Annotated in this window: 20 protein-coding genes; 7 read left to right on the forward strand and 13 right to left on the reverse strand. The window is 74.4% G+C overall.

Features of this window, described 5'->3' with window-relative positions:
- The 6 genes from cobA to BKA22_RS16230 are packed head-to-tail and all read right to left on the reverse strand — an operon-like array spanning position 1 to position 6,403.
- Entirely contained in the window at positions 1-1,305 is a 1,305-nt protein-coding gene (cobA, locus tag BKA22_RS16205) for a uroporphyrinogen-III C-methyltransferase (protein ID WP_146951772.1), read from the reverse strand.
- Positions 1,302-2,891: a sulfate adenylyltransferase subunit 1 gene (locus BKA22_RS16210; RefSeq protein WP_223203428.1), complete on the reverse strand. Its 1,590-nt coding sequence runs from the start codon at positions 2,889-2,891 to the stop codon at positions 1,302-1,304. The genes cobA and BKA22_RS16210 overlap by 4 nt, the downstream gene beginning before the upstream one ends.
- The gene (gene cysD / locus BKA22_RS16215) at positions 2,891-3,811 is read right to left on the reverse strand and encodes a sulfate adenylyltransferase subunit CysD (protein ID WP_179561826.1); all 921 of its coding nucleotides are present in this window, start codon (positions 3,809-3,811) and stop codon (positions 2,891-2,893) included. Before cysD ends, BKA22_RS16210 begins: the two co-directional genes overlap by 1 nt.
- Complete coding sequence (locus tag BKA22_RS16220; protein ID WP_146951774.1) at positions 3,808-4,527, reverse strand: phosphoadenylyl-sulfate reductase; 720 nt, start codon at positions 4,525-4,527, stop codon at positions 3,808-3,810. The genes cysD and BKA22_RS16220 overlap by 4 nt, the downstream gene beginning before the upstream one ends.
- Positions 4,524-4,748 carry a hypothetical protein gene (locus BKA22_RS16225; protein ID WP_146951775.1) on the reverse strand — a complete coding sequence of 75 codons (225 nt, stop codon included), beginning with the start codon at positions 4,746-4,748 and terminating at the stop codon, positions 4,524-4,526. Before BKA22_RS16225 ends, BKA22_RS16220 begins: the two co-directional genes overlap by 4 nt.
- Positions 4,745-6,403 carry a nitrite/sulfite reductase gene (locus tag BKA22_RS16230; RefSeq protein WP_146951776.1) on the reverse strand — a complete coding sequence of 553 codons (1,659 nt, stop codon included), beginning with the start codon at positions 6,401-6,403 and terminating at the stop codon, positions 4,745-4,747. Before BKA22_RS16230 ends, BKA22_RS16225 begins: the two co-directional genes overlap by 4 nt.
- 337 nt (positions 6,404-6,740) lie before the next feature.
- On the opposite strand from BKA22_RS16230, the gene zapE reads away from it, so the two are divergent.
- Positions 6,741-7,811, forward strand: coding sequence for a cell division protein ZapE (zapE, locus tag BKA22_RS16235; RefSeq protein WP_146951777.1), 1,071 nt, complete (start codon positions 6,741-6,743; stop codon positions 7,809-7,811).
- Between the two features lie 15 nt (positions 7,812-7,826).
- On the opposite strand, the gene glgX is transcribed toward zapE, so the two are convergent.
- A complete protein-coding gene (glgX, locus tag BKA22_RS16240; protein WP_146951778.1) occupies positions 7,827-9,968 on the reverse strand; it encodes a glycogen debranching protein GlgX in 2,142 nt (713 codons plus the stop codon).
- A 122-nt stretch (positions 9,969-10,090) separates the two neighbouring features.
- On the opposite strand from glgX, the gene BKA22_RS16245 reads away from it, so the two are divergent.
- The 3 genes from BKA22_RS16245 (at position 10,091) to BKA22_RS16255 (ending at position 13,873) form a co-directional block, all read left to right on the forward strand.
- A complete protein-coding gene (locus BKA22_RS16245) occupies positions 10,091-11,371 on the forward strand; it encodes an NAD(P)/FAD-dependent oxidoreductase (RefSeq protein ID WP_146951779.1) in 1,281 nt (426 codons plus the stop codon).
- A 702-nt stretch (positions 11,372-12,073) separates the two neighbouring features.
- Positions 12,074-13,447, forward strand: a complete 1,374-nt coding sequence (locus BKA22_RS16250) for a DUF6421 family protein (RefSeq protein ID WP_371863653.1) — start codon at positions 12,074-12,076, stop codon at positions 13,445-13,447.
- A 252-nt stretch (positions 13,448-13,699) separates the two neighbouring features.
- The gene (locus BKA22_RS16255; RefSeq protein ID WP_179561827.1) at positions 13,700-13,873 is read left to right on the forward strand and encodes a hypothetical protein; all 174 of its coding nucleotides are present in this window, start codon (positions 13,700-13,702) and stop codon (positions 13,871-13,873) included.
- Positions 13,874-13,922: 49 nt separating this feature from the next.
- On the opposite strand, the gene BKA22_RS16260 is transcribed toward BKA22_RS16255, so the two are convergent.
- Genes BKA22_RS16260 through BKA22_RS16270 form a run of 4 tightly spaced genes read right to left on the reverse strand, consistent with a single transcriptional unit; the run spans position 13,923 to position 16,686 of the window.
- Entirely contained in the window at positions 13,923-14,603 is a 681-nt protein-coding gene (locus tag BKA22_RS16260) for an ATP-binding cassette domain-containing protein (protein ID WP_146951780.1), read from the reverse strand.
- 30 nt (positions 14,604-14,633) lie between these two features.
- Entirely contained in the window at positions 14,634-15,455 is an 822-nt protein-coding gene (gene modB, locus BKA22_RS16265; protein WP_223203429.1) for a molybdate ABC transporter permease subunit, read from the reverse strand.
- Positions 15,456-15,457: 2 nt separating this feature from the next.
- Positions 15,458-16,285 (reverse strand): molybdate ABC transporter substrate-binding protein, encoded by an 828-nt coding sequence (gene modA, locus BKA22_RS19440; protein ID WP_146951782.1) that lies wholly within the window; start codon positions 16,283-16,285, stop codon positions 15,458-15,460.
- Entirely contained in the window at positions 16,282-16,686 is a 405-nt protein-coding gene (locus BKA22_RS16270; RefSeq protein WP_146951783.1) for a TOBE domain-containing protein, read from the reverse strand. Before BKA22_RS16270 ends, modA begins: the two co-directional genes overlap by 4 nt.
- A gap of 202 nt (positions 16,687-16,888) precedes the next feature.
- Between BKA22_RS16270 and moaC the strand changes: the two genes are divergently transcribed.
- Positions 16,889-17,404, forward strand: a complete 516-nt coding sequence (gene moaC / locus BKA22_RS16275; RefSeq protein WP_223203430.1) for a cyclic pyranopterin monophosphate synthase MoaC — start codon at positions 16,889-16,891, stop codon at positions 17,402-17,404.
- Positions 17,405-17,440: 36 nt separating this feature from the next.
- Here moaC and moeB read toward each other — a convergent pair whose 3' ends face one another.
- Together moeB and BKA22_RS16285 are read right to left on the reverse strand one after the other, a co-directional pair.
- The gene (moeB, locus tag BKA22_RS16280) at positions 17,441-18,649 is read right to left on the reverse strand and encodes a molybdopterin-synthase adenylyltransferase MoeB (RefSeq protein ID WP_146951784.1); all 1,209 of its coding nucleotides are present in this window, start codon (positions 18,647-18,649) and stop codon (positions 17,441-17,443) included.
- A 22-nt stretch (positions 18,650-18,671) separates the two neighbouring features.
- Positions 18,672-19,445, reverse strand: coding sequence for an ABC transporter ATP-binding protein (locus tag BKA22_RS16285; RefSeq protein ID WP_146951785.1), 774 nt, complete (start codon positions 19,443-19,445; stop codon positions 18,672-18,674).
- Between the two features lie 185 nt (positions 19,446-19,630).
- Between BKA22_RS16285 and BKA22_RS16290 the strand changes: the two genes are divergently transcribed.
- Both BKA22_RS16290 and BKA22_RS16295 read left to right on the forward strand, forming a co-directional pair.
- Positions 19,631-21,412, forward strand: a complete 1,782-nt coding sequence (locus tag BKA22_RS16290; protein WP_223203431.1) for an FAD-dependent oxidoreductase — start codon at positions 19,631-19,633, stop codon at positions 21,410-21,412.
- Positions 21,409-21,786: a rhodanese-like domain-containing protein gene (locus BKA22_RS16295; protein WP_223203432.1), complete on the forward strand. Its 378-nt coding sequence runs from the start codon at positions 21,409-21,411 to the stop codon at positions 21,784-21,786. Before BKA22_RS16290 ends, BKA22_RS16295 begins: the two co-directional genes overlap by 4 nt.
- Positions 21,787-21,813 lie beyond the last annotated feature (27 nt).

A 21,813-nucleotide genomic window follows, 5' to 3' on the forward strand; every position in this document is an offset into this window, starting at 1 on the left:
CTAGGCCAGGCCGTCGTGCGCGGCCCGGCGGTCGGTGTCGTGCCCGGCCAGCGCGGCGACGGCGCCCACCACGACCACCGCCGGGTTGCTGACCCCGCGCGCGAGTGCCCGGTCCGCGATGTCGGCGAGCGTGCCGGTCGTCGTGCGCTGGTCGGGCAACGTCCCTCGCTCGACGACGGCGACCGGGGTGGCCGGGTCCAGGCCGTGCGCGACGAGCACCGCGGCGTGCCGGGCGAGCCGGCCGACCCCCATGAGCAGCACGAGCGTGCCGTCGAACCGGGCGAGGGCTGCCCAGTCGGTGTCGTCGTCGTGAGCGGAGACGATCGCGACCGAGCGGGCCAGGCCGCGGTGGGTGACCGGGATGCCGGCCGCGGCCGGGACCGCGATGGCGCTGGTCACCCCCGGGACGACCTCGACGGGGACGCCCGCGTCGAGGCAGGCACAGACCTCCTCGCCGCCGCGTCCGAGCACGAACGGGTCACCGCCCTTGAGGCGCACGACGCGCAGGCCGGCGCGGGCGCGGTCGACCAACAGCTCGTTGATCTCGTCCTGGCTCAGCGTGTGCGCGTGCGGGGCCTTGCCGGCCTCGACCACCTCGACCGCCGGGTCGAGCTCGTCGAGCAGGGCTCGGGGGCCGAGCCGGTCGACCACGACGACGTCCGCCTCGGCCAGGGCGCGTCGCCCGCGCGTGGTGATCAGGCCGGGGTCCCCGGGCCCGCCCCCGACGAGCGTGACCGTGCCCACCGACCGGACCGTGCCGACCGACCCGACCGTGCCGACCGTGCGACCGCCGTCCTGGCCGTCTGCCGGTGCGGGGGGACGGTGGTGGCGCAGGGGGAGCGAACCGGTGTCCAGCAGCAGGCTGATCGCGTCGCGCAGCGCGACCGCCCGGCGGGGGTCGCCACCGGCGCCGACCGCGACCGTCACCTCGCCGGCGCGGGCGACGGCCGGTGTCCAGGCGGTCGAGGCCGTGGCGTCGTCGGCGCGCACGCACCAGGTGCGCGTGGCCTGCGCCTCGGCCGCCACGGCAGCGTCGGTCGCCCGGTCGCCGGTGGCGGTGTGCACCAGCCAGGCCTCGGCCAGGTCGCCCCGCCGGTACTCCCGTGCGTGCCAGGTGACCGCGGCGTCACGGCTCTCGTCGCGCACGAGGGCCGCCAGGTCCTCGCAGATCGCCGGGGCGACGACGTGCACGTCCGCACCGTCGGCCACGAGCGAGCCGACCCGGCGGGCCGCGACGGGTCCGCCGCCGACGACGACGACGCGCCGCCCGCGCACGTCGAGCAGCAGCGCGTGGCGGGCGGTCAAATGCCGGCCCCCGCGAGCCAGTCGCCGGCCTCGTCGTCGGTCGAGGTCGGCACCAGGGCGTCCAGCAGGGTCGGGCCGACCATGCCCGCGGCGAGCGTGGCTCCGTCGACGGGGTCGACCAGCAGGAACCCGCCGGTGCGCCGGTGCCGGGCGTAGTCGTCGAGGACGACCGGCTCGGCGAGCCGGACCTGCACGCGCCCGATCGCGTTGAGGCCCAGCGTGCGCGGCACCGTCGGCGAGGTGTCGACGGCGTCGAGCACGTGGGCCGTGTCGACGGAGGCGAGCGTGTGCACCCCGAGGGTGTCGACGTCGAGGATCGCGTCCACCTCGCGCAGCAGCGCCCGCACGGTCCTCGTGCCGATCCGCACCAGCAGGCGGGCACCGAGCACGCTCGGCCGCTCGGCCAGCCAGCACACCGTGCCCGTCAGGTCCAGGCCCGTCGTCACGGCCTGGTCGGCCGGGGCCAGCACGTCGCCGCGGGAGACGTCGACGTCGTCGGCGAGCCGCAGCGTCACCGACTGCGGTGCGTGCGCGAGCTCGAGCGGACCGTCGAACGTGTCGATGCCCACGACCGTCGAGCGCCGACCGGAGGGCAGGACGGCCAGCTCGTCGCCGACCCGGACGGTGCCCGCGGCGACCCTGCCGGCGTACCCGCGGTAGTCGGGGTGCTCGCTCGTGCGCGGCCGGATGACGTACTGCACGGGGAACCGGAACGCCTCGGCGTGCACGTCGCGCTGCACGGGCACCTGCTCGAGGTGCTCCAGCAACGTGGGCCCGTCGTACCAGGGCGTGCGCGCCGACCGCTCGACGACGTTGTCCCCGTCGAGGGCCGAGACCGGGACCGCCTGGACGTCGTCGATCCCGAGCCCGCTCGCGTGGTCGGCGAACTCCTGGGCGATCGCGGCGAACCGGGTCTGGTCGAAGTCCACGAGGTCCATCTTGTTGACGGCGAGCACGACGTGCGGCACGCCGAGCAGCGCGGTCACCGTGGCGTGCCGGCGGGTCTGCTCGAGCACACCCTTGCGGGCGTCGACCAGCACGATCGCGAGCTCGGCGGTCGAGGCGCCGGTGACCATGTTGCGCGTGTACTGCACGTGCCCGGGGGTGTCCGCCAGGACGTAGGCGCGCGTGGCCGTGGAGAAGTACCGGTACGCGACGTCGATCGTGATGCCCTGCTCGCGCTCGGCGCGCAGGCCGTCGGTGAGCAGCGCGAGGTCGGGCGCCAGGTCGCCGGCCCCGCCGCCGCGGGCCGCGGTGGCCCGTTCGACCGCGCTCAGCTGGTCGGCCAGGACGGACTTCGTGTCGTAGAGCAGCCGGCCGATGAGCGTGCTCTTGCCGTCGTCGACCGAACCGGCGGTGGCCAGGCGGAGCAGGTCGCGCTGCGCGTGGCGGGCCTGCTCGGCCTCGGCAGGGTCCACTGCAGAGTCCACTGCGGGGCTCACGGCGAGGTCTTCGGCAACGGAGGCGGTCACGGTGCTCCACGGGTCCTGGGGGTTCGCCTCGGGCGAGGGCGCGGGCGGGTGCGGGTGCGAGGGGGCGTGCGAGGTCGTCGGCGGGGGCGTCGTCGAGGGCAGGGTCGTCGTCATCAGAAGTAGCCCTCGCGCTTGCGGTCCTCCATGGCGGCCTCGGAGGCCCGGTCGTCCGCACGGGTCGCGCCGCGCTCGGTGAGGCGGCTGGCGGCGACCTCGGCGATGACCTCGGCGACGCTCGTCGCGGGGGAGTCCACGGCCCCCGTGCAGCTCATGTCGCCCACGGTGCGGTAGCGCACCTGGCGGGCCTCGAGCGACTCGGTCGCCGACGGCCCGCCCCACTCGCCGGGGGCGAGCCACATGCCGTCGCGGGCGAAGACCTCGCGGGTGTGCGCGTAGTAGATGGAGGGCAGCTCGATGCCCTCGCGCTCGATGTAGCGCCACACGTCGAGCTCGGTCCAGTTGGACAGCGGGAAGACGCGCACGTGCTCGCCGCGGCGGTGCCGGCCGTTGTAGAGGTCCCACAGCTCGGGGCGCTGCCGGCGGGGGTCCCACTGGCCGAACTCGTCGCGCAGGGAGAACACTCGCTCCTTGGCCCGGGCCTTCTCCTCGTCGCGGCGACCCCCGCCGAAGACCGCGTCGAAGCGGTGCGCGGTGATCGCGTCGAGCAGCGGGACGGTCTGCAGCGGGTTGCGCGAGCCGCCGGGGCTCTCGGTGACCCGTCCGTCATCGATCGCGTCCTGCACGCTGGCCACGACCAGGCGCAGGCCCAGCTCGGCGACCGTGGCGTCGCGGTAGGCGATGACCTCCGGGAAGTTGTGCCCGGTGTCGACGTGCATCACGGGGAACGGCACGGGCGCGGGCCAGAAGGCCTTGCGCGCCAGGTGCAGCATGACGATCGAGTCCTTGCCGCCGGAGAACAGCAGCACGGGGCGTTCGAACTCGCCGGCGACCTCGCGCATCACGTGGACGCCCTCGGACTCGAGCGTGTCGAGCTGGGTCAGCCGTGCGGTCCGGGTGGTGTCGGTCGTGCTCATGTGTGCAACCCGCATTCCGTCTTGGAGGTACCCGACCAGCGACCGGCCCGCGGGTCCTCGCCCGGGGCCACGGCGCGTGTGCACGGTTCGCAGCCGATCGAGGCGTACCCGAGCTCGCGCAACGGGTTGAGCACGACGTGGTGCTCGGCGACGTAGGCGTCGAGGTCGGCCTGCGTCCACGCGGCGAGCGGGTTGAGCTTGACCTTGCCGCGTCGCTCGTCCCAGCCGACCACCCCGATGTCGGTGCGGGTCGGCGCGTCTTCGCGGCGCATCCCGGTGACCCAGGCGCGGTAGGGCGCCAGGCCGCGCTCGAGCGGCTCGACCTTGCGCATGGCGCAGCACCGGTCGGGTGCCCGCTCGTGCAGCCGGGGCCCGTGGACGGCGTCCTGCTCGGCCACGGTGGTCAGCGGCAGCACGGTGCGCAGGTGGATGTCGGTGAACTGCGCGTAGTAGTCGCGCGTGCCCAGCGTCTCGGCGAAGTGGTAGCCGGTGTCCAGGAAGATCACGTCGATCCCGGGCACCGCCGCGGCGGCCAGGTGGACGAGCACCTCGTCACCCATCGAGGAGGCCAGCACGAGGTCGTCGCCGAACGTGCGACCGGCCCACGCCAGGACCTGCTCGGGGTGCGCGCCCTCGAGCGTGCGCCCGGCCTCCTCGGCGAGCTCTCGCAGCTCGTCCGCCGTGGCGGTGCCGAGCGTGCCGGTGGTGCCGGTCATGACGGTCCTCCCTTGGGGTTGGTGATCGGGCGCTCGGATCCGGCGGCCGACCGGGGTTCAGGTGGGAGCAGGGCCTGCGCGAGCCCGACGAACCGGAGCCCGAACACGCGGGCGCACGTGCGGCACTCCCACTGCCCGTGCGTCTCGCCGGCCGGCCACAGGTCCTCGCCGGCGCAGAACGGGCAGTAGTAGGGCACGGCCCGCTGCGGGTTCTCGCTCAACGCAGGTCCTCCTCGGCGGCGCGGTGCACCCACGTGGCGAAGAGCTCGCCGTCCTGGCGCTGCTCGTCGAACCGCCGGGCGACGCGCTCGACGTAGTCGGGCAGGTCGTGCGCGCTCACGCGCAGACCGCGCAGCGTCGTGCCGAGGCCGCTGGTCAGTCCGAGCCCGCCGCCGAGGTGCACCTGGTAGCCGTCCTCGCCGCCGGCCAGGGCGCCCTTGAGCCCGATGTCGGCGACCTGGATGCGCGCGCACGAGTTGGGGCAGCCGTTGAGGTTGACGGTCAGCGGTGCGTCGAACGTGGGCAGCCGCTCCTCGAGCTGGAAGACCAGCTCGCGGGCCCGTGCCTTGGTCTCGACGATCGCGAGCTTGCAGTACTCCAGGCCGGTGCACGCCATGGTGCCGCGACGGAACGTCGAGGCGTTGCGTACCGCGAGGCCGAGCGCCTCCAGACCGTCGGCCAGCGCGTCCACGTTCGTGGCGGGCACGTCGAGCACGACGAGCTTCTGCTCGACGGTCAGCCGGACCCGGTCCGAGCCTGCGGCCTCCACCAGCTCGGCGACCTGTGCGAGCAAGGGGCCGGAGACCCTGCCGACCACGGGTGCCGCGCCGACGTAGAACCGGCCGTCGGCCTGCGGGTGCACGCCGACGTGGTCGCGTCGGCCCAGCGGCGGTGGGGGCGGCGCGGGCCCGTCGGCCAGGGAGAACCCCAGGTACTCCTGCTCGAGCACGTCACGGAAGACCTGCGGGCCCCAGTCGGCCACGAGGAACTTCAGCCGGGCCCGGGTGCGCAGGCGGCGGTAGCCGTAGTCCCGGAAGATCCCGATGACGCCCTTCCAGACCTCGGGCACCTGCTCGAGGGTCGCGAAGGCCCCCAGGCGCACGGCCAGGCGCGGGTTGGTGGACAGCCCGCCGCCGACCCACACGTCGAACCCCGGGCCGAGCTCGGGGTGCACGACGCCGACGAAGGAGACGTCGTTGATCTCGTGCGCGACGTCCTGGTGCGGGGACCCGGAGATGGCGGTCTTGAACTTGCGCGGCAGGTTCGAGTAGGCCGGGTCGCCGATGTACCGGCGGGCGATGTGCTCCAGGGCGGGGGTGCCGTCGATGATCTCGTCGGCGGCGACACCGGCGACGGGGGAGCCGAGGATGACGCGGGGGGTGTCGCCGCACGCCTCCTGGGTGCTCAGCCCGACCGCCTCGAGGCGCTGCCAGATCTGCGGGACGTCCTCGATGCGGACCCAGTGCAGCTGGATGTTCTGCCGGTCGGTCAGGTCGGCGGTGCCGCGGCCGAACTCGACCGACACCTGCGCGATGGTGCGCAGCTGAGCGGCGGACAGGGCCCCGCCGTCGGAGCGCACCCGGAGCATGAAGTACTCGTCGTCGAGCTCGTGCGGCTCGAGGGTGGCGGTGCGGCCGCCGTCGATCCCGGGGCGCCGCTGCGTGTACAGGCCCCACCAGCGCATGCGTCCGCGCAGGTCGTCGGCGGGGATCGAGGCGAAGCCGTCGCGGGAGTAGACGTCCTCGATGCGGGCGCGGACGGCGAGCCCGTCGTCCTCGAGCTTGAACCGCTCGTTGGCGTTGAGCGGCTCGCGCTCGTCGAGAGCCCACTGCCCTTCGGCGCGGGCGGGCGGCGGGGCGATCCTCGTCTGCGCCATGCGGCGCACCTCCGGGTGGGACGAGGGCGTACGGCTGCTCCCACCGCCGGTCGGGCGGTTCACCGGGGCGCAGACCGCGCGCCCGGGGGGGACGGGCGGGGTCAGATGCTCCGCAGACAGCACGCACGGGTGTCCGCAGGCACGGCGCACGGCCGACACATGCTCACGAACCCGAGGTTATGCACGGGGTCGAGGCTGACAGATCGGCGCGAGCACCGGGAGAGGGGGTCCAGATGGTGAGAATCCACGGTCAACATGTGGGACAGGCGTCCAGGTCCGGTAGGTGCACGACCCAGGCGTCCGGCGGTGGTGCGGGCCGCGGTTAGGCTCGACGTCCGTGACCACCCCCGAGCAGGCGACCGCCACCGGCGCACCGGGAACGGGCCGGCCCGCCGTGCCGAGCCTGACGGACCGCCACCCCGTCGTCGCCAGCGACCGGCTGCTCGCCGAGCTCGTCCCCCCGCGGCACTTCGTCGCCGAGACGTTCGACACCTACCGGCCCGACCCCGCCCACCCCTCGCAGGCCACCACGGTCGAACGGCTGCGGGTCGCCGCGCAGCAGGTGCTCGGCGCCGGCACAGGGCGCTGGTGGCGCCGCACCCGGCCGACCGCCCCCGTCGCGGTGTACCTCGACGGCGGGTTCGGCGTGGGCAAGACCCACCTGCTGGCCTCGCTCGCCCACGCCGTCGGCACGCACGACGCCGCGTACGGGACGTTCGTGGAGTACACCAACCTCGTCGGCGCCCTCGGGTTCGTCCCCACCGTCGAGGCCCTAGCCACCCGGCGCCTGGTCTGCATCGACGAGTTCGAGCTCGACGACCCGGGTGACACCGTGCTCATGTCCCGGCTGCTGCGCGAGCTCGCCGACCGGGGCGTCGCGCTCGCGGCCACCTCCAACACGCTGCCCGGCTCGCTCGGCGAGGGCAGGTTCGCGGCCGAGGACTTCCTGCGCGAGATCCAGGCGATGGCCGCCCGGTTCGAGGTGCTGCGCGTCGACGGCGAGGACTACCGTCACCGCTCGACCGTGACCGACGCCGACGGCGTCAGTGAGGACGTCGTGCGCGCCGCGGCCGCCGCACGCCCCGACGCCACGCTCGACGACTTCGGTGCGCTGCTCGCCCACCTGGCCACCGTGCACCCCAGCCGGTACGGCACGCTGCTGGACGGCGTCGGGCTCGTCGCCCTGACCGGCGTGCGACCCGTCCGGCGGCAGGACGTCGCGCTGCGGCTCGTCGTGCTCGTGGACCGCCTCTACGACCGCGACGTGCCCGTGCTGCTCGGCGGCGCAGGGGAGCGCGAGCTGTTCTCCGAGGAGATGCTGCGCGGCGGGTACCGCAAGAAGTACTACCGGGCGCTGTCGCGGCTCGGCTCGCTCGCGGCCGACGGCGCCGCGCTGCTGCCCGGCTGACGGCCACCGCCCGCCTCAGACCCCCTTCGTCGCCCGGGGCTTCGTCGGCCGCGCGTGCCGGCGCAGCACGACGATCGAGCGCTCGGCCAGGTCGACCGGACGTGCGGCCCGCAACGTCGTGCCGGGCGTGAACCGCGAGTCCGTGTCGAGCACGACCGACCACCACGGGCCGAACTCGGCGCCCGGCAGGGTGAACGTCGTGGGTTCCGGCTCGGCGTTGAACAGCACCAGGAAGCTGTCGTCGACGATCGGCGCACCACGCCTGTCGGGCTCGGGGATCGCGTCACCGTTGAGGAAGACCATGACCGAGGACGCCTGCTCGTCGCGCCAGGCCTGCTCCTGCATGTGCTCGCCCGCCGGCGTCAACCAGGCGATGTCGCCCAGCTCGGACTCCCCGCCGTGCTCGGGCGCCCCGGCGAAGAACCGACGACGACGGAACACCGGGTGGTCACGGCGCAGACGCACCAGCCGGCGCGTGAACTCCAGCAGCGAGGCGCGCTCGTCGTCCAGGTCCCAGTCGATCCACGACAGCTCGTCGTCGTGGCAGTACACGTTGTTGTTGCCCTGCTGCGTGCGGCCCAGCTCGTCACCGTGGGCGATCATCGGCACCCCCTGGGAGACCAGGAGCGTGGTGAGGAAGTTGCGCCGCTGCCGGGCACGCAGGGTGCGGATCGCCGGGTCGTCGGTGGGGCCCTCCACACCGCAGTTCCACGACCGGTTGTGGCTCTCGCCGTCCGCGTTGCCCTCGCCGTTCGCCTCGTTGTGCTTCTCGTCGTACGAGACGAGGTCGGTGAGCGTGAAACCGTCGTGCGCGGTCACGAAGTTCACGCTCGCCTTGGGTCGTCGCCCGGTGTGCTCGTACAGGTCGGCCGACCCGGACAGGCGGCTCGCGAACTCGCCCAGCGTGGCCGGCTGGCCGCGCCAGAAGTCCCGCACGGTGTCGCGGTACTTGCCGTTCCACTCCGACCACAACGGCGGGAACCCGCCCACCTGGTAGCCGCCGTCGCCCAGGTCCCACGGCTCGGCGATGAGCTTGACCCGGGAGATGATCGGGTCCTGCTGCACCAGGTCGAAGAACGCCGAGAGGCGGTCCACCTCGTGGAACTGGCGGGCCAAGGTGGCCGCCAGGTCGAACCGGAAGCCGTCGACGTGCATCTCCTGCACCCAGTAGCGCAGCGAGTCCATGATCAGCTGCAGCACGTGCGGGGACCGCATCAGCAGCGAGTTCCCGGTGCCGGTCGTGTCGAAGTAGTGCGACGGGTCGTCGTCGACCAGGCGGTAGTAGTTGGCGTTGTCGATGCCACGGAAGCTGAGGGTCGGCCCCCGGTGGTTGCCCTCGGCCGTGTGGTTGTAGACCACGTCGAGGATCACCTCGATGTCCGCCTCGTGCAGCGCCTTGACCATGAGCTTGAACTCCTGGACCTGGCGGCCGCCGTCAGGGAAGGCCGAGTAGCCGTTGTGGGGCGCGAAGTACCCGATCGTGTTGTAGCCCCAGTAGTTGGACAGGCCCTTCTCGCGCAGCGAGGGGTCGTTGACGAACTGGTGCACCGGCATGAGCTCGACGGCTGTCACGCCCAGCGACGTGAAGTGGTCGAGCATCACCGGGTGGCCCAGCGCGGAGTACGTGCCACGCAGCTCGGCGGGGATCTTCGGGTGCAGCTTCGTCATGCCGCGCACGTGCGCCTCGTAGATCACCGACTCGTGGTACCCGTGCCGCGGCGGCCGGTCGTGCTCCCAGTCGAAGTACGGGCTGACGACGACGGACGTCATGGTGTGCGGCGCCGAGTCCTCCTGGTCGCGCTCGTCCGGCGTGCCGAACCGGTACGAGTACAGGGCCTGGTGCCCGTCGATCTGCCCGTCGATCGCCTTCGCGTACGGGTCGAGCAGCAGCTTCGAGGGGTCGCAGCGCTGCCCCCGCGCCGGGTCGAACGGCCCGTGCACACGGAACCCGTACCGCTGCCCGGGGGAGACCGCGGGCACGTACACGTGCCACACGAACCCGTCGATCTCCGGCATGTCGATGCGTGTCTCGGTGCCGTCCGCATCGAGCAGGCACAGCTCGACCCGGTCGGCCACCTCGGAGAAGAGCGCGAAGTTCGTCCCCGCACCGTCGTACGTCGCACCCAGGGGTGAGGGCCTGCCGGGCCAGATCCACATGCCCACACCATGCCAGGCCCGAGGGCCGCGCGCCGCGATCGGCGGCGGTGGGCTGCCGTTGCGCGACCGGGCGGGGCGTGCTGCCCTGAGGTCGCACGCCCGGAGCCGTCGAGGAGGTCGCGATGCCTGCACGGACCGTGCCGCAGCACGTCGTGGTCGTCGGTGCAGGGCTCGCCGGCGCCAAGACCGTCGAGCACCTGCGCGCCCGCGGCTTCGACGGACGCCTGACGCTGCTCGGTGACGAGGCCGAGCGCCCCTACGAACGACCACCGTTGTCCAAGGGCTACCTGCTGGGCTCCGCGGCCAGGGACGAGGCTTTCGTGCACGGGCCGGGCTGGTACGCCGACCACGACGTCGACCTGCGCACCGGGTGCCGGGCCGTCCGCCTCGACCTGCGGGCCGGCGAGGTGCTCGACGCCGACGAGAGGCGCTGGCGTGCGGACGCGGTCGTGCTGGCCACGGGGTCCGAACCTCGTCCGCTGGGGGTGCCCGGGGCCGACCTGGACGGGGTGCACCAGCTGCGCACGCTGCCCGACAGCGACGCGCTGCGGGAGGCTCTCACCGGGCGGCCCCGGGTGGCGGTCGTCGGCGGCGGCTGGATCGGGCTCGAGGTGGCCGCGGCCGCGCGTCAGGCAGGTTGCGAGGTCACGCTGCTCGTGCGCGGGCCGGCGCCGCTGCTGGGCGCGCTCGGCCCGGAGGGGGCGGAGCTCTTCGCCGGGCTGCACCGCGAGCACGGCGTCGACCTGCGCACGGGCGTCGAGGTCGACGCCCTGCTGCCGGCCGGGACCGAGGTCGCGACGGGCACCGGGGCGCGCCGCGTCGGCGCGGTCGGGCTCGTCGGTGGCGATCGGGTCGAGGCCGACGTCGTCGTCGTGGGCATCGGTGCCGCGCCGCGGGTCGGCCTGGCTCGCGAGGCAGGGATCGCGCTGGCCGGTGCCGACGTGGGCGGGGTCGCCGTCGACGCGCACCTGCGCACGTCCGTGCCGCAGGTGCTCGCGGTGGGCGACATCGCCGCGGCCGAGCACCCCACGCTGGGCGAGCGGGTGCGCGTCGAGCACTGGGCGACCGCGCTGCACCAGCCCGAGACCGCGGCCGCGACGCTCCTCGGGCTCGACGAGCCCTACGACCGGCTCCCGTACGCGTTCTCCGACCAGTACGAGCTCGGCATGGAGCACGTCGGGCACGTCGGCGCCCGCGGGTACGACCAGGTCGTCGTGCGCGGCGACCTGGCGGGGCGCGAGTGCGTCCTGCTGTGGCTGCGCCAGGGTCGCGTGCTGGCCGGCACGAACGTCGACGTGTGGGACGTGGTCGACCACGTCGAGGCGCTCGTGCGCTCGCGGTCGGTGGTCGACCCGGCACGGCTGGCCGACCCGGACGTGCCGTGGGAGGAGCTGGCGCCCTGAGGGGCCGGTGCCCCTGCGCGGCGTGGGTGACCGTTGACCGGACCCGCGGCCGACCGTACGGTGCAGTAACGCCGCCGTCCGAATGGTGAGATCCACATGAGGCTCTTCCCGCACGTGCACCTGACCGCCGACCTCGACGCCCGACTCGTCGACCACCTCCTGCGCCACGGCCTGCGCGTCGTGGGGCCCGACGACGACCCCGACGTCGTGGTCGTGGTCTCGGGCTCCGGTCTCGGCTCGGCGGCCGATCACGCGTCCGGGGCCCGGCCCGGGCTGGTCGTGCTGCTCGACGACGCGCCGACCCCCGACCTCGCCGCGCTGCTGCGGGCGCACGGCGTCGCGCTGCGCCCGGCGCCGCTCGCGGATCCGGCCGATCGGCCCGTGGCCGTGTGCAGCCCCGCGACAGATCCCGCGGCCGCGCCCGCCGAGGACCTGCTCGCCTGGGCCGGCACGCCTGCGTTCAGGGTGCGCACGGCGCTCGAGGTCACGGCGCCCGCGGTCCCCGCGCTGTGGGTCGGCGGGCCGCAGCAGGGGAGCGCGCGCACCGCACCCGTCGTCGCCGCGCTCGCGGCGCCCGCGCAGCCGTCGGTGTTCGGGGCGCCGTCCGGGGAGGAGCCCGGGTCGACCCAGCGGCTGGTGGTGCTCGGCGTCGACGTGACGGACCCCGAGGCGCCCGGCGCGGCCGCGGTGCTGCTCAACGCCGTGCTCTGGGCGGCCCGTCGCGAGACCGCGCCCGCGGAGTCGGACGAACGGCCCGACGGGTCCGACCTCGTGGACCACCCGTCGTGGAGGGCCCTGAAGGAGGCCGTGACAGGACTGCAGGGGCTGCAAGGTGCCGACGGTGCGGTGCCCGAACGGGCCGACCACGAGCGGGCGCGCGCGCTGGTCGCCACCGTCGCCGAGGCGGTTGCGAGGTTCGCGACGCTCCTGCCGCACGACGAGGAGCACCTGGCCGCCGTCGCCAAGGACCTCGTGCGGTGGGCCGACGGCGGCTTCGGGGTCCCGGACTTCCTCGACTCCCTGACGGCCTTCCACCCCGAGCGGCAGCGCGTGGACGGGCGGGTGCACCTCGTGGTCTTCCCGATGTACACCCAGAACGGGAGCCCGGACCGGCACCTGGAGGCCGTGCTGCTCCGGGTGCGCTGGCCGCAGGTGGTCGCCGACCTCGAGGCACAGCAGTTCTCCAACCCGATGTTCGTGCCCGTGACGTTCCTGGACTTCACGGCCGGCTACGACACGAACTCCGCGGTCCTGTTCCCCGAGACGGTGGCCGTGCGCGAGGTGCCGGCGTTCACCTGGGGAGCGATCTTCGCCGACCGGGAGGCGGCCCGGTTCCGTCGGGTCGTGCGCGCCGCAGCGGAGACGACCCGGCTCGCGCTGCCGCCCGACGCGGCGCGCCTGCTGGCCGACCAGCGGTTGGCCGAGGAGACGTTCGTGCTGTGGGACCTGGTGCACGACCGCACCCACATGCGCGGCGACCTGCCGTTCGACCCGTTCATGATCAAGCAGCGCATGCCGTACTTCCTGTACTCGCTCGAGGAGCTGCGCTGCGACCTGACGGCGTTCCGGGCCGCCGTCCGGCTCGAGGCCGAGGGGGTGCCGCACGCCCGGCTCGTGCAGTACGCGGTGCTCTTCGACAGGCTGTTCCGGTTCCCGGTGACCGGGGGTCGGGTGCGCAACTACGACGGGCTGGGCGGGCAGCTGCTGTTCGCCTGGCTGCACCGGCACGGCGTGCTGCACTGGACGGACTCGCGCCTCACGCTCGACTGGCCGCGCGTGCCCGACGCGGTCCTCGCGCTGGGCGAGCAGATCGAGCAGCTGTACTGGCGCTCGATCGACCGCCCGAAGACGGCGCACTGGTTGGCCGCGTACGCCCTGGTCGCGGGCACGCTGGAGCCGCACCCGGCCTCGGTGTGGGTGCAGGGTCCGCCCGCGCTGCCGGTCGACGGGCCGCCGAAGGGGCTGACCGACGCGGTGCTGCCCGACGAGTTCCCGCTGTCGATGTTCTACGAGGCCCTCGGTCGCAAGATCGGGGACGTCGTCGCCTCGACCTCGGGCATCGTCGGTTCGGCCTGACACCCGTCTGACACCCCGCTGACGACCCGCTGTGGAGCACCTGAGTGACCCTGGGCCTGCGGAGGGCCCCCAGAGTCGGATGAACGCGAACGAGCAGGTCAAGTCCGACTCGCCACGCGCCAGGGCGTGAGTCATCCTGGGAGCGATCACACCGCGGCCCCGCCGGGGGTCGTGCGTGTCGGAGAGGGGTGGGCGTTGCGCAGCGTGAGGCCGTCCGACGAGGGATCCGACCGCGGTCGCGGTTCCTCCGAGGTGCCCGACCGCTCGTACGCCGTGCCCGCGCCCGGGGAGTCGATCGAGGACTACGAGCGTGCGATCGCCGCCGCCGAGGACGCGCTCGAGCTCGACATGTGGCGTGCGCTGCTGCTCGAGGCGTTGGACGAGGACGAGACCGGCCCCCACGTCGACGACGACGAGGCTCGGTAGGCCAAGCGCCGAGGCCCCGAGCCGTCGGGTGCCCGGTGGGCGGTACCCGTCAGTCCGGGCGCCGGCGGCCCTCGTGCAGCGTGACGACCCAGTCGGCGAGGTCGCCCGCGTCCGCAGCGTCGTGCGTGACCAGGACCGCAGGAATGCCTCGTGCGTCGACGTGCCTGCGCACGAGGGCGCGCAACGCGCCGCGGGTCTGCGCGTCGAGCGCCGTGAACGGCTCGTCGAGCAGGAGCGCGCGAGGCCGTGCGGCCAGGGCGCGCGCCAGGGCGACCCGCTGCTGCTGCCCGCCCGACAGGCGCACCGCGCGCTGGTGCGTGACGTCCGCGAGACCGACCTCGGCGAGCCACCCGTGCGCCTCGGTGCGTGCGGCCGAGGCCGTCGCACCTGCGGCCCGGCGGGCGAACGCGACGTTCTCCAGCGCGGACAGGTGAGCGAAGAGCCGGTGGTCCTGGAACACCACGCCGAACCCGCGGTGCTCGGCGTGCACGTGCCTACCCGCCTCGACGTCCTCGAGCACGACGTCGTCGAGCACGACGCGACCGCCCTGCAGCGGGACGAGCCCGGCGAGGGCGTGCAGGGCGGTGGACTTGCCCGCACCGTTGGGGCCGACGAGGGCGACGACCTCGCCCGCCGCGACCTGCAGCGTGAGGTCGAGGCCCAGCGCGGGTCGGGCGACCACGAGGTGGGCGAGCAGACCGGTGCGGATGTCCTCGGGCGGTCGGTTCACGAGAGCGGTCGGTTCACGAGAGCGGTCGGTTCACGAGAGCGGTCCGGTCAGCCAGCGGCCGCGCAGCAGCAGCAGGACGCCGAGGGAGACGGCGATCAGCACGAGCGAGAGGGCGATCGCTGCATCGGGATCCTGCTCGAGGGCCAGGTACACGGCCAGCGGCATGGTCCGCGTCGTGCCCGGGAAGTTGCCGGCGAACGTGATCGTCGCCCCGAACTCGCCCAGCGCCCGGGCGAAGCACAGCACGGCCCCGGCACCGATGCCCGGGGCGACGTGCGGCAGGGTCACCCGACGGAACGTGTACCAGCGGGACGCCCCGAGCGTGGCGGACGCCTCCTCCATGCGGCTGTCGGCGCTGCGCAGCGCCCCGTCGACCGACACGATCAGGAACGGCATCGCCACGAACGTCGCGGCGATCACCACCGCCAGTGTGGTGAACGGGATCGTCACGCCGAACCACGCCTCCAGGTGCCGTCCGAGCAGCCCCCTGCGACCCAGCAGCATGAGCAGCGCCACGCCACCGACGACGGGCGGGAGCACGAGCGGCATCGTCACGACCGCACGCAGGAGGCCCGCGCCCGGCACGTCGCCACGCGCGATCACCCAGGCCAGCGGCACGCCGAGCAGGACGGACAGCGCGGTGGCCGCGCTCGCGCTCCTCAGGGACAGCCACAGCGCCTCGCGGACGGCCGGGGAGGTCACCAGGCCGGGCAGTGCCGACCAGGGCGCGGCATCGAGCAGGGCGACGAACGGCAGGACGAGGAAGGCCAGCGCGACGGCGGCCGGGACGAGGATGCCGACCGGTGGCACGCGGTACCGACCGCGGCGCGGCGCGTCGTGCTGCGTGCCCACCCTCAGGCGCCGTCGAATCCGGCGTCCACGAGCACGGCCTGACCCTCGGCGGACAGCACCAGGTCGACGAAGGCACGTGCGGCCGCCGGGTTGCGTGCGGCGGTGAGCGTGGCGATCGGGTAGTCGTTGCGCGCCTGGGCCGACTCGGGGAACGGGAACGTCTCCACCGCGTCCCCGGCCGACCGGGCGTCGGTGAGGTAGACCAGCGCGCCGTCCACCTCGCCGAGCACGACCTTCGTCAGGGTCGCGGTGACGTCCGCCTCGTACGTGTCGGGCGCCGGGGTGAGGCCTGCCGCGTCGAACGCCTTCTGAGCAGCCGCGCCGCACGGCACCTCGAGGGCGCACAGTGCGACCGTGCGCGTCGGGTCCGCGAGGTCCGCCAGCCCGGTGACGTCCCCGGGGTTGCCTGCCGGTGCCACGACGACCAGCGAGTTGTGCGCGAACACGCTCGCCTCGCCGGTCACCTCGGCGGCGTCCTGCATGGTCGACGTGCTCGCGGTGGCGAGGACGTCGGCGGGGGCGCCTGCGGCGGCCTGCTGCGCGAGCGTGGAGCTGGCGGCGAAGCTGAACGTCACGCTCAGACCGGGGTTCTGCTCCTCGAGCCGCTCACCGAGCTCCTCGAACGTGTTCTGCAGGGACGCGGCGGCCAGCACCACGAGCTCGCCGGTCAGCGGCGCTGCCGTCGTGGGGGCTCCGGCCGCATCGTCGGTCGTGGGCGGCGCGGTCGCCGTGCCCGCCGCCGTCCCTCCCGTGGTGCAGGCGGCGAGCGAGACGGTGAGGACGGACGCCGCCAGCACCGCACCGAGCTGACGCCCGGTCCGGCGCCTCACGCGCGCGACCCGGGGGTCTCGACGACGAGGTTCGTGGCCTTGACGACCGCCACGGCGCGCACGCCAGGCTCGAGACCCAGCTCGTCGGCGGCCTCACGGCTGAGCAGCGAGACGAGCCGGTGCGGACCTGCCTGGATCTCGACCTGGGCCATCACGGTGTCCCGCACGACCCGGGTCACGATGCCCGGCAGGCGGTTGCGCGCCGAGACCGAGGCGGCACGCTCGTCGGGCGGGACGGTGGCCAGCTCCTGCGCGAGCGCGGCCACGTCGGCGCCGTCGACCGTGCGCCGCCCGGCGTCGTCCGGAGCCGCGGTCAGGCGACCGGCGTCCACCCAGCGGCGGACGGTGTCGTCGGAGACACCGAGCAGCTCGGCGACCTCGGAGATGCGGTAGCGGGGCATGCGGCGAGCATAGGGCGATCCGTGCCGCATGTGCGGGGCAATGGCGGGAGTATCGCCGCGGACGCGGGTGGCCACGTGTGCCGCCCGGGCTCGGGGGCTGCCCGGGGCCTGTACCGTCGCGCCGAGTCCTCGAGCGGGACGAGCAGGACGAGCGGGACGAGCAGGGGCGAGCAGGGACGAGCGGGGACGAGAGGGAACGGTCGTGGACGAGCGGACGGACGAGCCCGGCAGGGCCGGGACGGGCGGTGCGCGGCTGACGCACCTGGACGAGCGCGGCGCGGCGCACATGGTCGACGTGACCGACAAGCAGGTCAGCGCGCGCTCGGCCACGGCCTCGGCCTTCGTGCGGCTGACCCCGCAGGTCGTCGCCCTGCTGCTCGGCGAGGGCGTGCCGAAGGGTGACGCGTTGGCCGTCGCCCGCATCGCCGGGATCCAGGCCGCCAAGCGCACGCCGGACCTCGTCCCGCTGTGCCACCCGATCGCGATCCACGGCGTGAGCGTCGACCTGGAGGTCGTCGAGACCGGTGTCCAGGTCACGGCCACCGTGCGTACCGCCGACCGCACGGGCGTCGAGATGGAGGCGTTGACCTGCGTCGCCGTGGCGGCCCTGACGCTCGTCGACATGGTCAAGGCGGTCGACAAGGGCGCGGTGATCACCGACGTGCGGGTCGAGGAGAAGACCGGCGGACGCAGCGGGACCTGGCGCCGGGTGCCGTAATGCCCGTCGGGCCGGGCCGCCGGCCGACGAACGGGCTCAGTAGCGCGGCAGGGACGGGTCCACCTGGTCGATCCAGGCCAGGATGCCGCCGTCCAGGTGGCGGACGTCCGCGAAGCCGCGATCGTGCAGCAGCCGCAGCGCCAGTGCCGACCGGGCCCCGCTCTTGCACAGGAGCACGAGCGGGCGTGCGGGGTCGAGCCCCGTCCGGTCGTCCTCGCGCACACGCGCGAGCGGGACGAGGCGGGCACCGGGGACCGCGACCAGGTCGTGCTCAGCCTGCTCGCGCACGTCGACCACGTCGAGGTCGACCTCTCCGCGCTCGCGGGCGGCCAGCAGCGCGGCGAGCTCGATCGCAGTGACGCTGGTGCCGCCGGCGCCGGGGGAGTCGGCCGTGGGTCCCGGCGTCGACGCCGCGGGAACGGCGCACGAGGCGTCGAGATCGACCAGACCCGTCACGGCGACCGCGTGCGGGTCGGGGCGGACCGGGACCTCGCGCCAGCGGGCGGTCAGCGCGTCGTACGTCGCGACGCGGCCGAGCAGCGGTTCGCCGATGCCCAGGAGCAGCTTGACGACCTCGACGGCCATCGCGGTGCCGACGGCCCCGCAGACGGCACCCAGCACACCGGCCTCCGCGCAGGAGGGCACCTCACCGGGGGCCGGGGGGCGGGCGAACACGTCGCGGTAGGTGACTGCCTCGTAGCCGTGCCCGGCGGGCGGGCGGGACCAGAAGACCGACACCTGGCCGTCGAAGCGCAGCACGGAGCCCCACACGAGCGGGATGCCGGTCAGCGCGCAGGCGTCGGCCACGAGGTAGCGGGTGGCGAACGTGTCCGTGCCGTCGACGACGAGGTCGTAGGCGGCCAGCAGCTCGAGCGCGTTCGAGGCGTCGATGCGCACGTGGTGCGTGACGACGCTCACCGAGGGGTCGGCGCGCCGCACGGCGTCGGCCGCGCTGTCCACCTTGGGCCGGCCGAGGTCGGCCGTCCCGTGCACGACCTGGCGCTGCAGGTTGGACACCTCGACGTCGTCGTCGTCCACCACGCCGATCGTGCCCACGCCCGCGGCGGCGAGGTAGAGCAGCACGGGGGAGCCGAGGCCGCCGGCCCCGACGACGAGCACCCGGGCGTTGCGCAGCCGTCGCTGGCCCAGGGTGCCGATCCCGGGCACCAGCAGGTGCCGGGAGTACCGGGTGCGCTCGGCGGCCGAGAGCTCGGGCGCGGGCTCGACGAGCGGGGGCAGTGCCATGGGTCGACGCTAGCCGACGCCCTCAGGCGGGGACGCGCACCGTGTGCCCGAGCGCGGCGACCAGCGCGCGGGTGTCCTCGTGCTGGGGGTCGGCGAGCACGTCGCGCAGGGGGCCGTGCTCGACGAGCCGGCCGTCGGCCAGCACGTGCACGTGACGCGTGAGCCGGTCGAGCAGGCGCAGGTCGTGCGAGGCGACGAGCAGTCCGATGCCCTCGGCGCCGACCAGCTCTCCCAGCCGGTCGGCGAGCTCGTCGCGCATGCCTGGGTCGACCGCGGTGAGCGGCTCGTCGAGCAGCACGACCTCGGGGCGGGTGGCCACGGCGTGCGCGAGCGCGAGGCGCTGGCGCTCGCCGCCGGACAGCGTGGCGACGCGGCGGGTGGCGTAGCCGATCGGCAGGTCGAGCAGTGCGAGGACCTCGTCGACGTCCCGGCCCGTGGAGCGTCCGGCGCTGCGTGCGTCGCCGAGCGCGCCGGTGAGCACGCGTTCGACCGTGTGCAGGGGGTCGATGCCGACCAGGGCGTTCTGGTGCACGGTGCGCAGGCGGGCGCGCACGGACTTGCGGTCGCGGCGCGGCGGCTTGTGGGTGCTGCGACCGCCGAACGTGACGCTGCCACGGTCGGGACGGGCCGCGCCGGCGAGCAGCTCGACGAGCGTCGACTTGCCGATGCCGGAGCGTCCGAGCAGCCCGATCGACTCGCCCGGTCGCACCGTGAGGTCGACCCCTTGCAGCACGGGTGTGCTGCCGTAGGCCGCCCACACGTCCTTGGCCTCGAGGACCCCGTCCGTACCGCTCATACGTGCGTCACCGCTTCTCGTGCTCTGCCTGTCGACGTGTGTCGGACGCGTCGGGTCAGGAACCCGTGCGTTCGTCGTCCGAGTGCCCAACGTACGGGACGGCCGGATCGCTCCCGCGGGTCGTCGGGCCCTCCCCGGTTCTGCGCGGTTGGCGTCTGGATACCCCCAGGGGTATGGTTCGTGGCGTGGAGACGAACGACAGCCAGAGCCCGCACGCCCAGCCCGCCCAGCCCGAGCCGGCGCGGCGGATCGTCATCGTGGGCGGTGTGGCCGGTGGCATGAGCGCCGCGGCCCGCGCCCGCCGGCAGGACGAGCACGCCCAGATCATCGTGCTCGAGCAGTCCGCGTACGTGTCCTTCGCCAACTGCGGCCTGCCCTACCAGCTGGCGGGGGAGATCGCCCGGCGCGACGACCTGCTGCTGCACACGCCCGACTCGCTGGCCGCCGCGCTCGCGCTCGACGTGCGCGTCGGCAGCCGGGTCACCGCCATCGACCGTGAGGCGCGGACGGTCACCGTGCGCACCGCCGACGAGGAGTACCCGCTCGGGTACGACGCGCTGCTGCTGGCCCCCGGCGCCGTCGCCGTGCGGCCCCCGATCGAGGGGCTCGACCTCTCTGCGGTGCACTCGCTGCGGACCATCCCCGACCTGGACGGGCTCCGGGCCCGGGTCGACCGCCTCGTGGCCGAGCGACCGGGTGCCGGCCGGGCCGTCGTCGTCGGCGCCGGCTTCATCGGGCTGGAGGCCGTCGAGGCGCTCGTGACCCGCGGGCTGCACGTCGACCTGGTCGAGCTGGCCGATCACGTGCTGCCGCCGCTGGACGCCGAGCTCGCACCGCTGCTGGCCGACGAGCTGGTCGAGCACGGCGTCGGGCTGCACCTGGGCGTCTCGGCCCGGTCCGTCGCGGCGAGCGGCGAGGGATCCGACGCGCCTGTCACCGTCACGCTGTCCGACGGCACGGTGATCGCGGCCGACGTCGTCGTGGTCAACGTCGGCGTGCGCCCCGCGAGCGACCTGGCCAGGGACGCGGGCCTGGAGCTCGGCACCGCCGGCGCGATCCGGGTGGACGGCGACCAGCGCACGTCCGACCCGCACATCTGGGCCGTGGGCGACGCCGTCGAGGTCACGCACGCGGTGACGGGCGTGGTCGGCCCTGTGCCGCTGGCCGGCCCCGCCAACCGTCAGGGCCGCCGCGCCGCAGACTCGATGCTCGGACGGCGCACGACCCCGCAGGCCGCGGTGCTCGGCACCGCGATCGTGCGGGTGTTCGGCCTCACCGCCGCGGTCACGGGCGCAAGCCAGGCCACGCTGGCGCGGGCAGGGATCGCGCACGAGGTCGTCCGGATCCACCCCGGTCACCACGCCGGCTACTACCCGGGCGCCGAGCAGGTGCACCTGGTGGCCTCCTTCGCGCCCGACGGGCGGCTGCTGGGCGCGCAGGGCGTGGGGCGTGCCGGTGTCGACAAGCGGATCGATGTGCTGGCCACCGCGCTGCGCGCCGGGATGACCGCCGACGACCTGGCCGAGCTCGAGCTGGCGTACGCCCCACCGTTCGGCTCGGCCAAGGACGCCGTCAACATGCTCGGCTTCGTCGCGCAGAACGTGCTCGACGGTGTGCTGCCGCAGTGGCACCCCGCCGACCTCGACGCCGCCCGCGCCGATACCCTGGTGCTCGACGTGCGCTCGGTGGCCGAGTACGACCGCGGCCACCTGCCCGAGGCGCTGAACATCCCGCACACCCAGCTGCGCGACCGCCTCGACGAGGTGCGCGAGGCGGCAGCCGGACGCGTCGTCAGCGTGCACTGCCAGAGCGGGGTCCGCTCGTACATCGCCACCCGGGTGCTGCTCGCCGCCGGCCTCGACGCCCGCAACCTGTCCGGCGGCTGGCTCACCCTGCGGGCCGCCCGCCCCGACCTGTCCGCGCTCGCCCGGACCACGCCCCGTACCCAGGAAGAGGTGCTCGTATGACCGCCACCACCGACTCGTTCGCCGGCCGCCTGCGCAGGATGTTCGGTCGTGGTGAGGACGACGGACGTCTGCCCGCGAGCGTCGACGCCGCCCGGGCGCTCGAGCTCGTGCGTGGGGGTGCCGCGGTGCTCGACGTGCGTGAACGCTCGGAGTGGAAGACCGGGCACGCGCCGCAGGCCGTGCACGTGCCGCTCGGCGAGATCGACACCGCCCCGCGGCGGCTGCGTCAGGGCGCGCCGGTGGTCGTGATGTGCGCCAGCGGCATCCGCTCGCGCAGTGCGGCCAAGCGCCTGCGCGGCCTCGGGTACGACGCCACGAGCCTGTCCGGCGGCATCGCCGCCTGGCAGCGCGCCGGCGGGGCCGTGCGCCGCTGACCGACCGCCCCTCCCCGACCTTCGACC

Source organism: Cellulomonas soli (assembly GCF_013409305.1).
GTDB lineage: Bacteria > Actinomycetota > Actinomycetes > Actinomycetales > Cellulomonadaceae > Cellulomonas > Cellulomonas soli.

Coding starts and splice junctions, on each gene's coding strand:
- BKA22_RS16230 (WP_146951776.1), bottom strand. CDS start 6,403: ATGGCGCAGACGAGGATCGCCCCGCCGCCCGCCCGCGCCGAAGGGCAG.
- BKA22_RS16245 (WP_146951779.1), top strand. CDS start 10,091: ATGCCTGCACGGACCGTGCCGCAGCACGTCGTGGTCGTCGGTGCAGGG.
- BKA22_RS16295 (WP_223203432.1), top strand. CDS start 21,409: ATGACCGCCACCACCGACTCGTTCGCCGGCCGCCTGCGCAGGATGTTC.
- BKA22_RS16270 (WP_146951783.1), bottom strand. CDS start 16,686: ATGCCCCGCTACCGCATCTCCGAGGTCGCCGAGCTGCTCGGTGTCTCC.
- moeB (WP_146951784.1), bottom strand. CDS start 18,649: ATGGCACTGCCCCCGCTCGTCGAGCCCGCGCCCGAGCTCTCGGCCGCC.
- BKA22_RS16210 (WP_223203428.1), bottom strand. CDS start 2,891: ATGACGACGACCCTGCCCTCGACGACGCCCCCGCCGACGACCTCGCAC.
- BKA22_RS16220 (WP_146951774.1), bottom strand. CDS start 4,527: ATGACCGGCACCACCGGCACGCTCGGCACCGCCACGGCGGACGAGCTG.
- cysD (WP_179561826.1), bottom strand. CDS start 3,811: ATGAGCACGACCGACACCACCCGGACCGCACGGCTGACCCAGCTCGAC.
- BKA22_RS16285 (WP_146951785.1), bottom strand. CDS start 19,445: ATGAGCGGTACGGACGGGGTCCTCGAGGCCAAGGACGTGTGGGCGGCC.
- glgX (WP_146951778.1), bottom strand. CDS start 9,968: ATGTGGATCTGGCCCGGCAGGCCCTCACCCCTGGGTGCGACGTACGAC.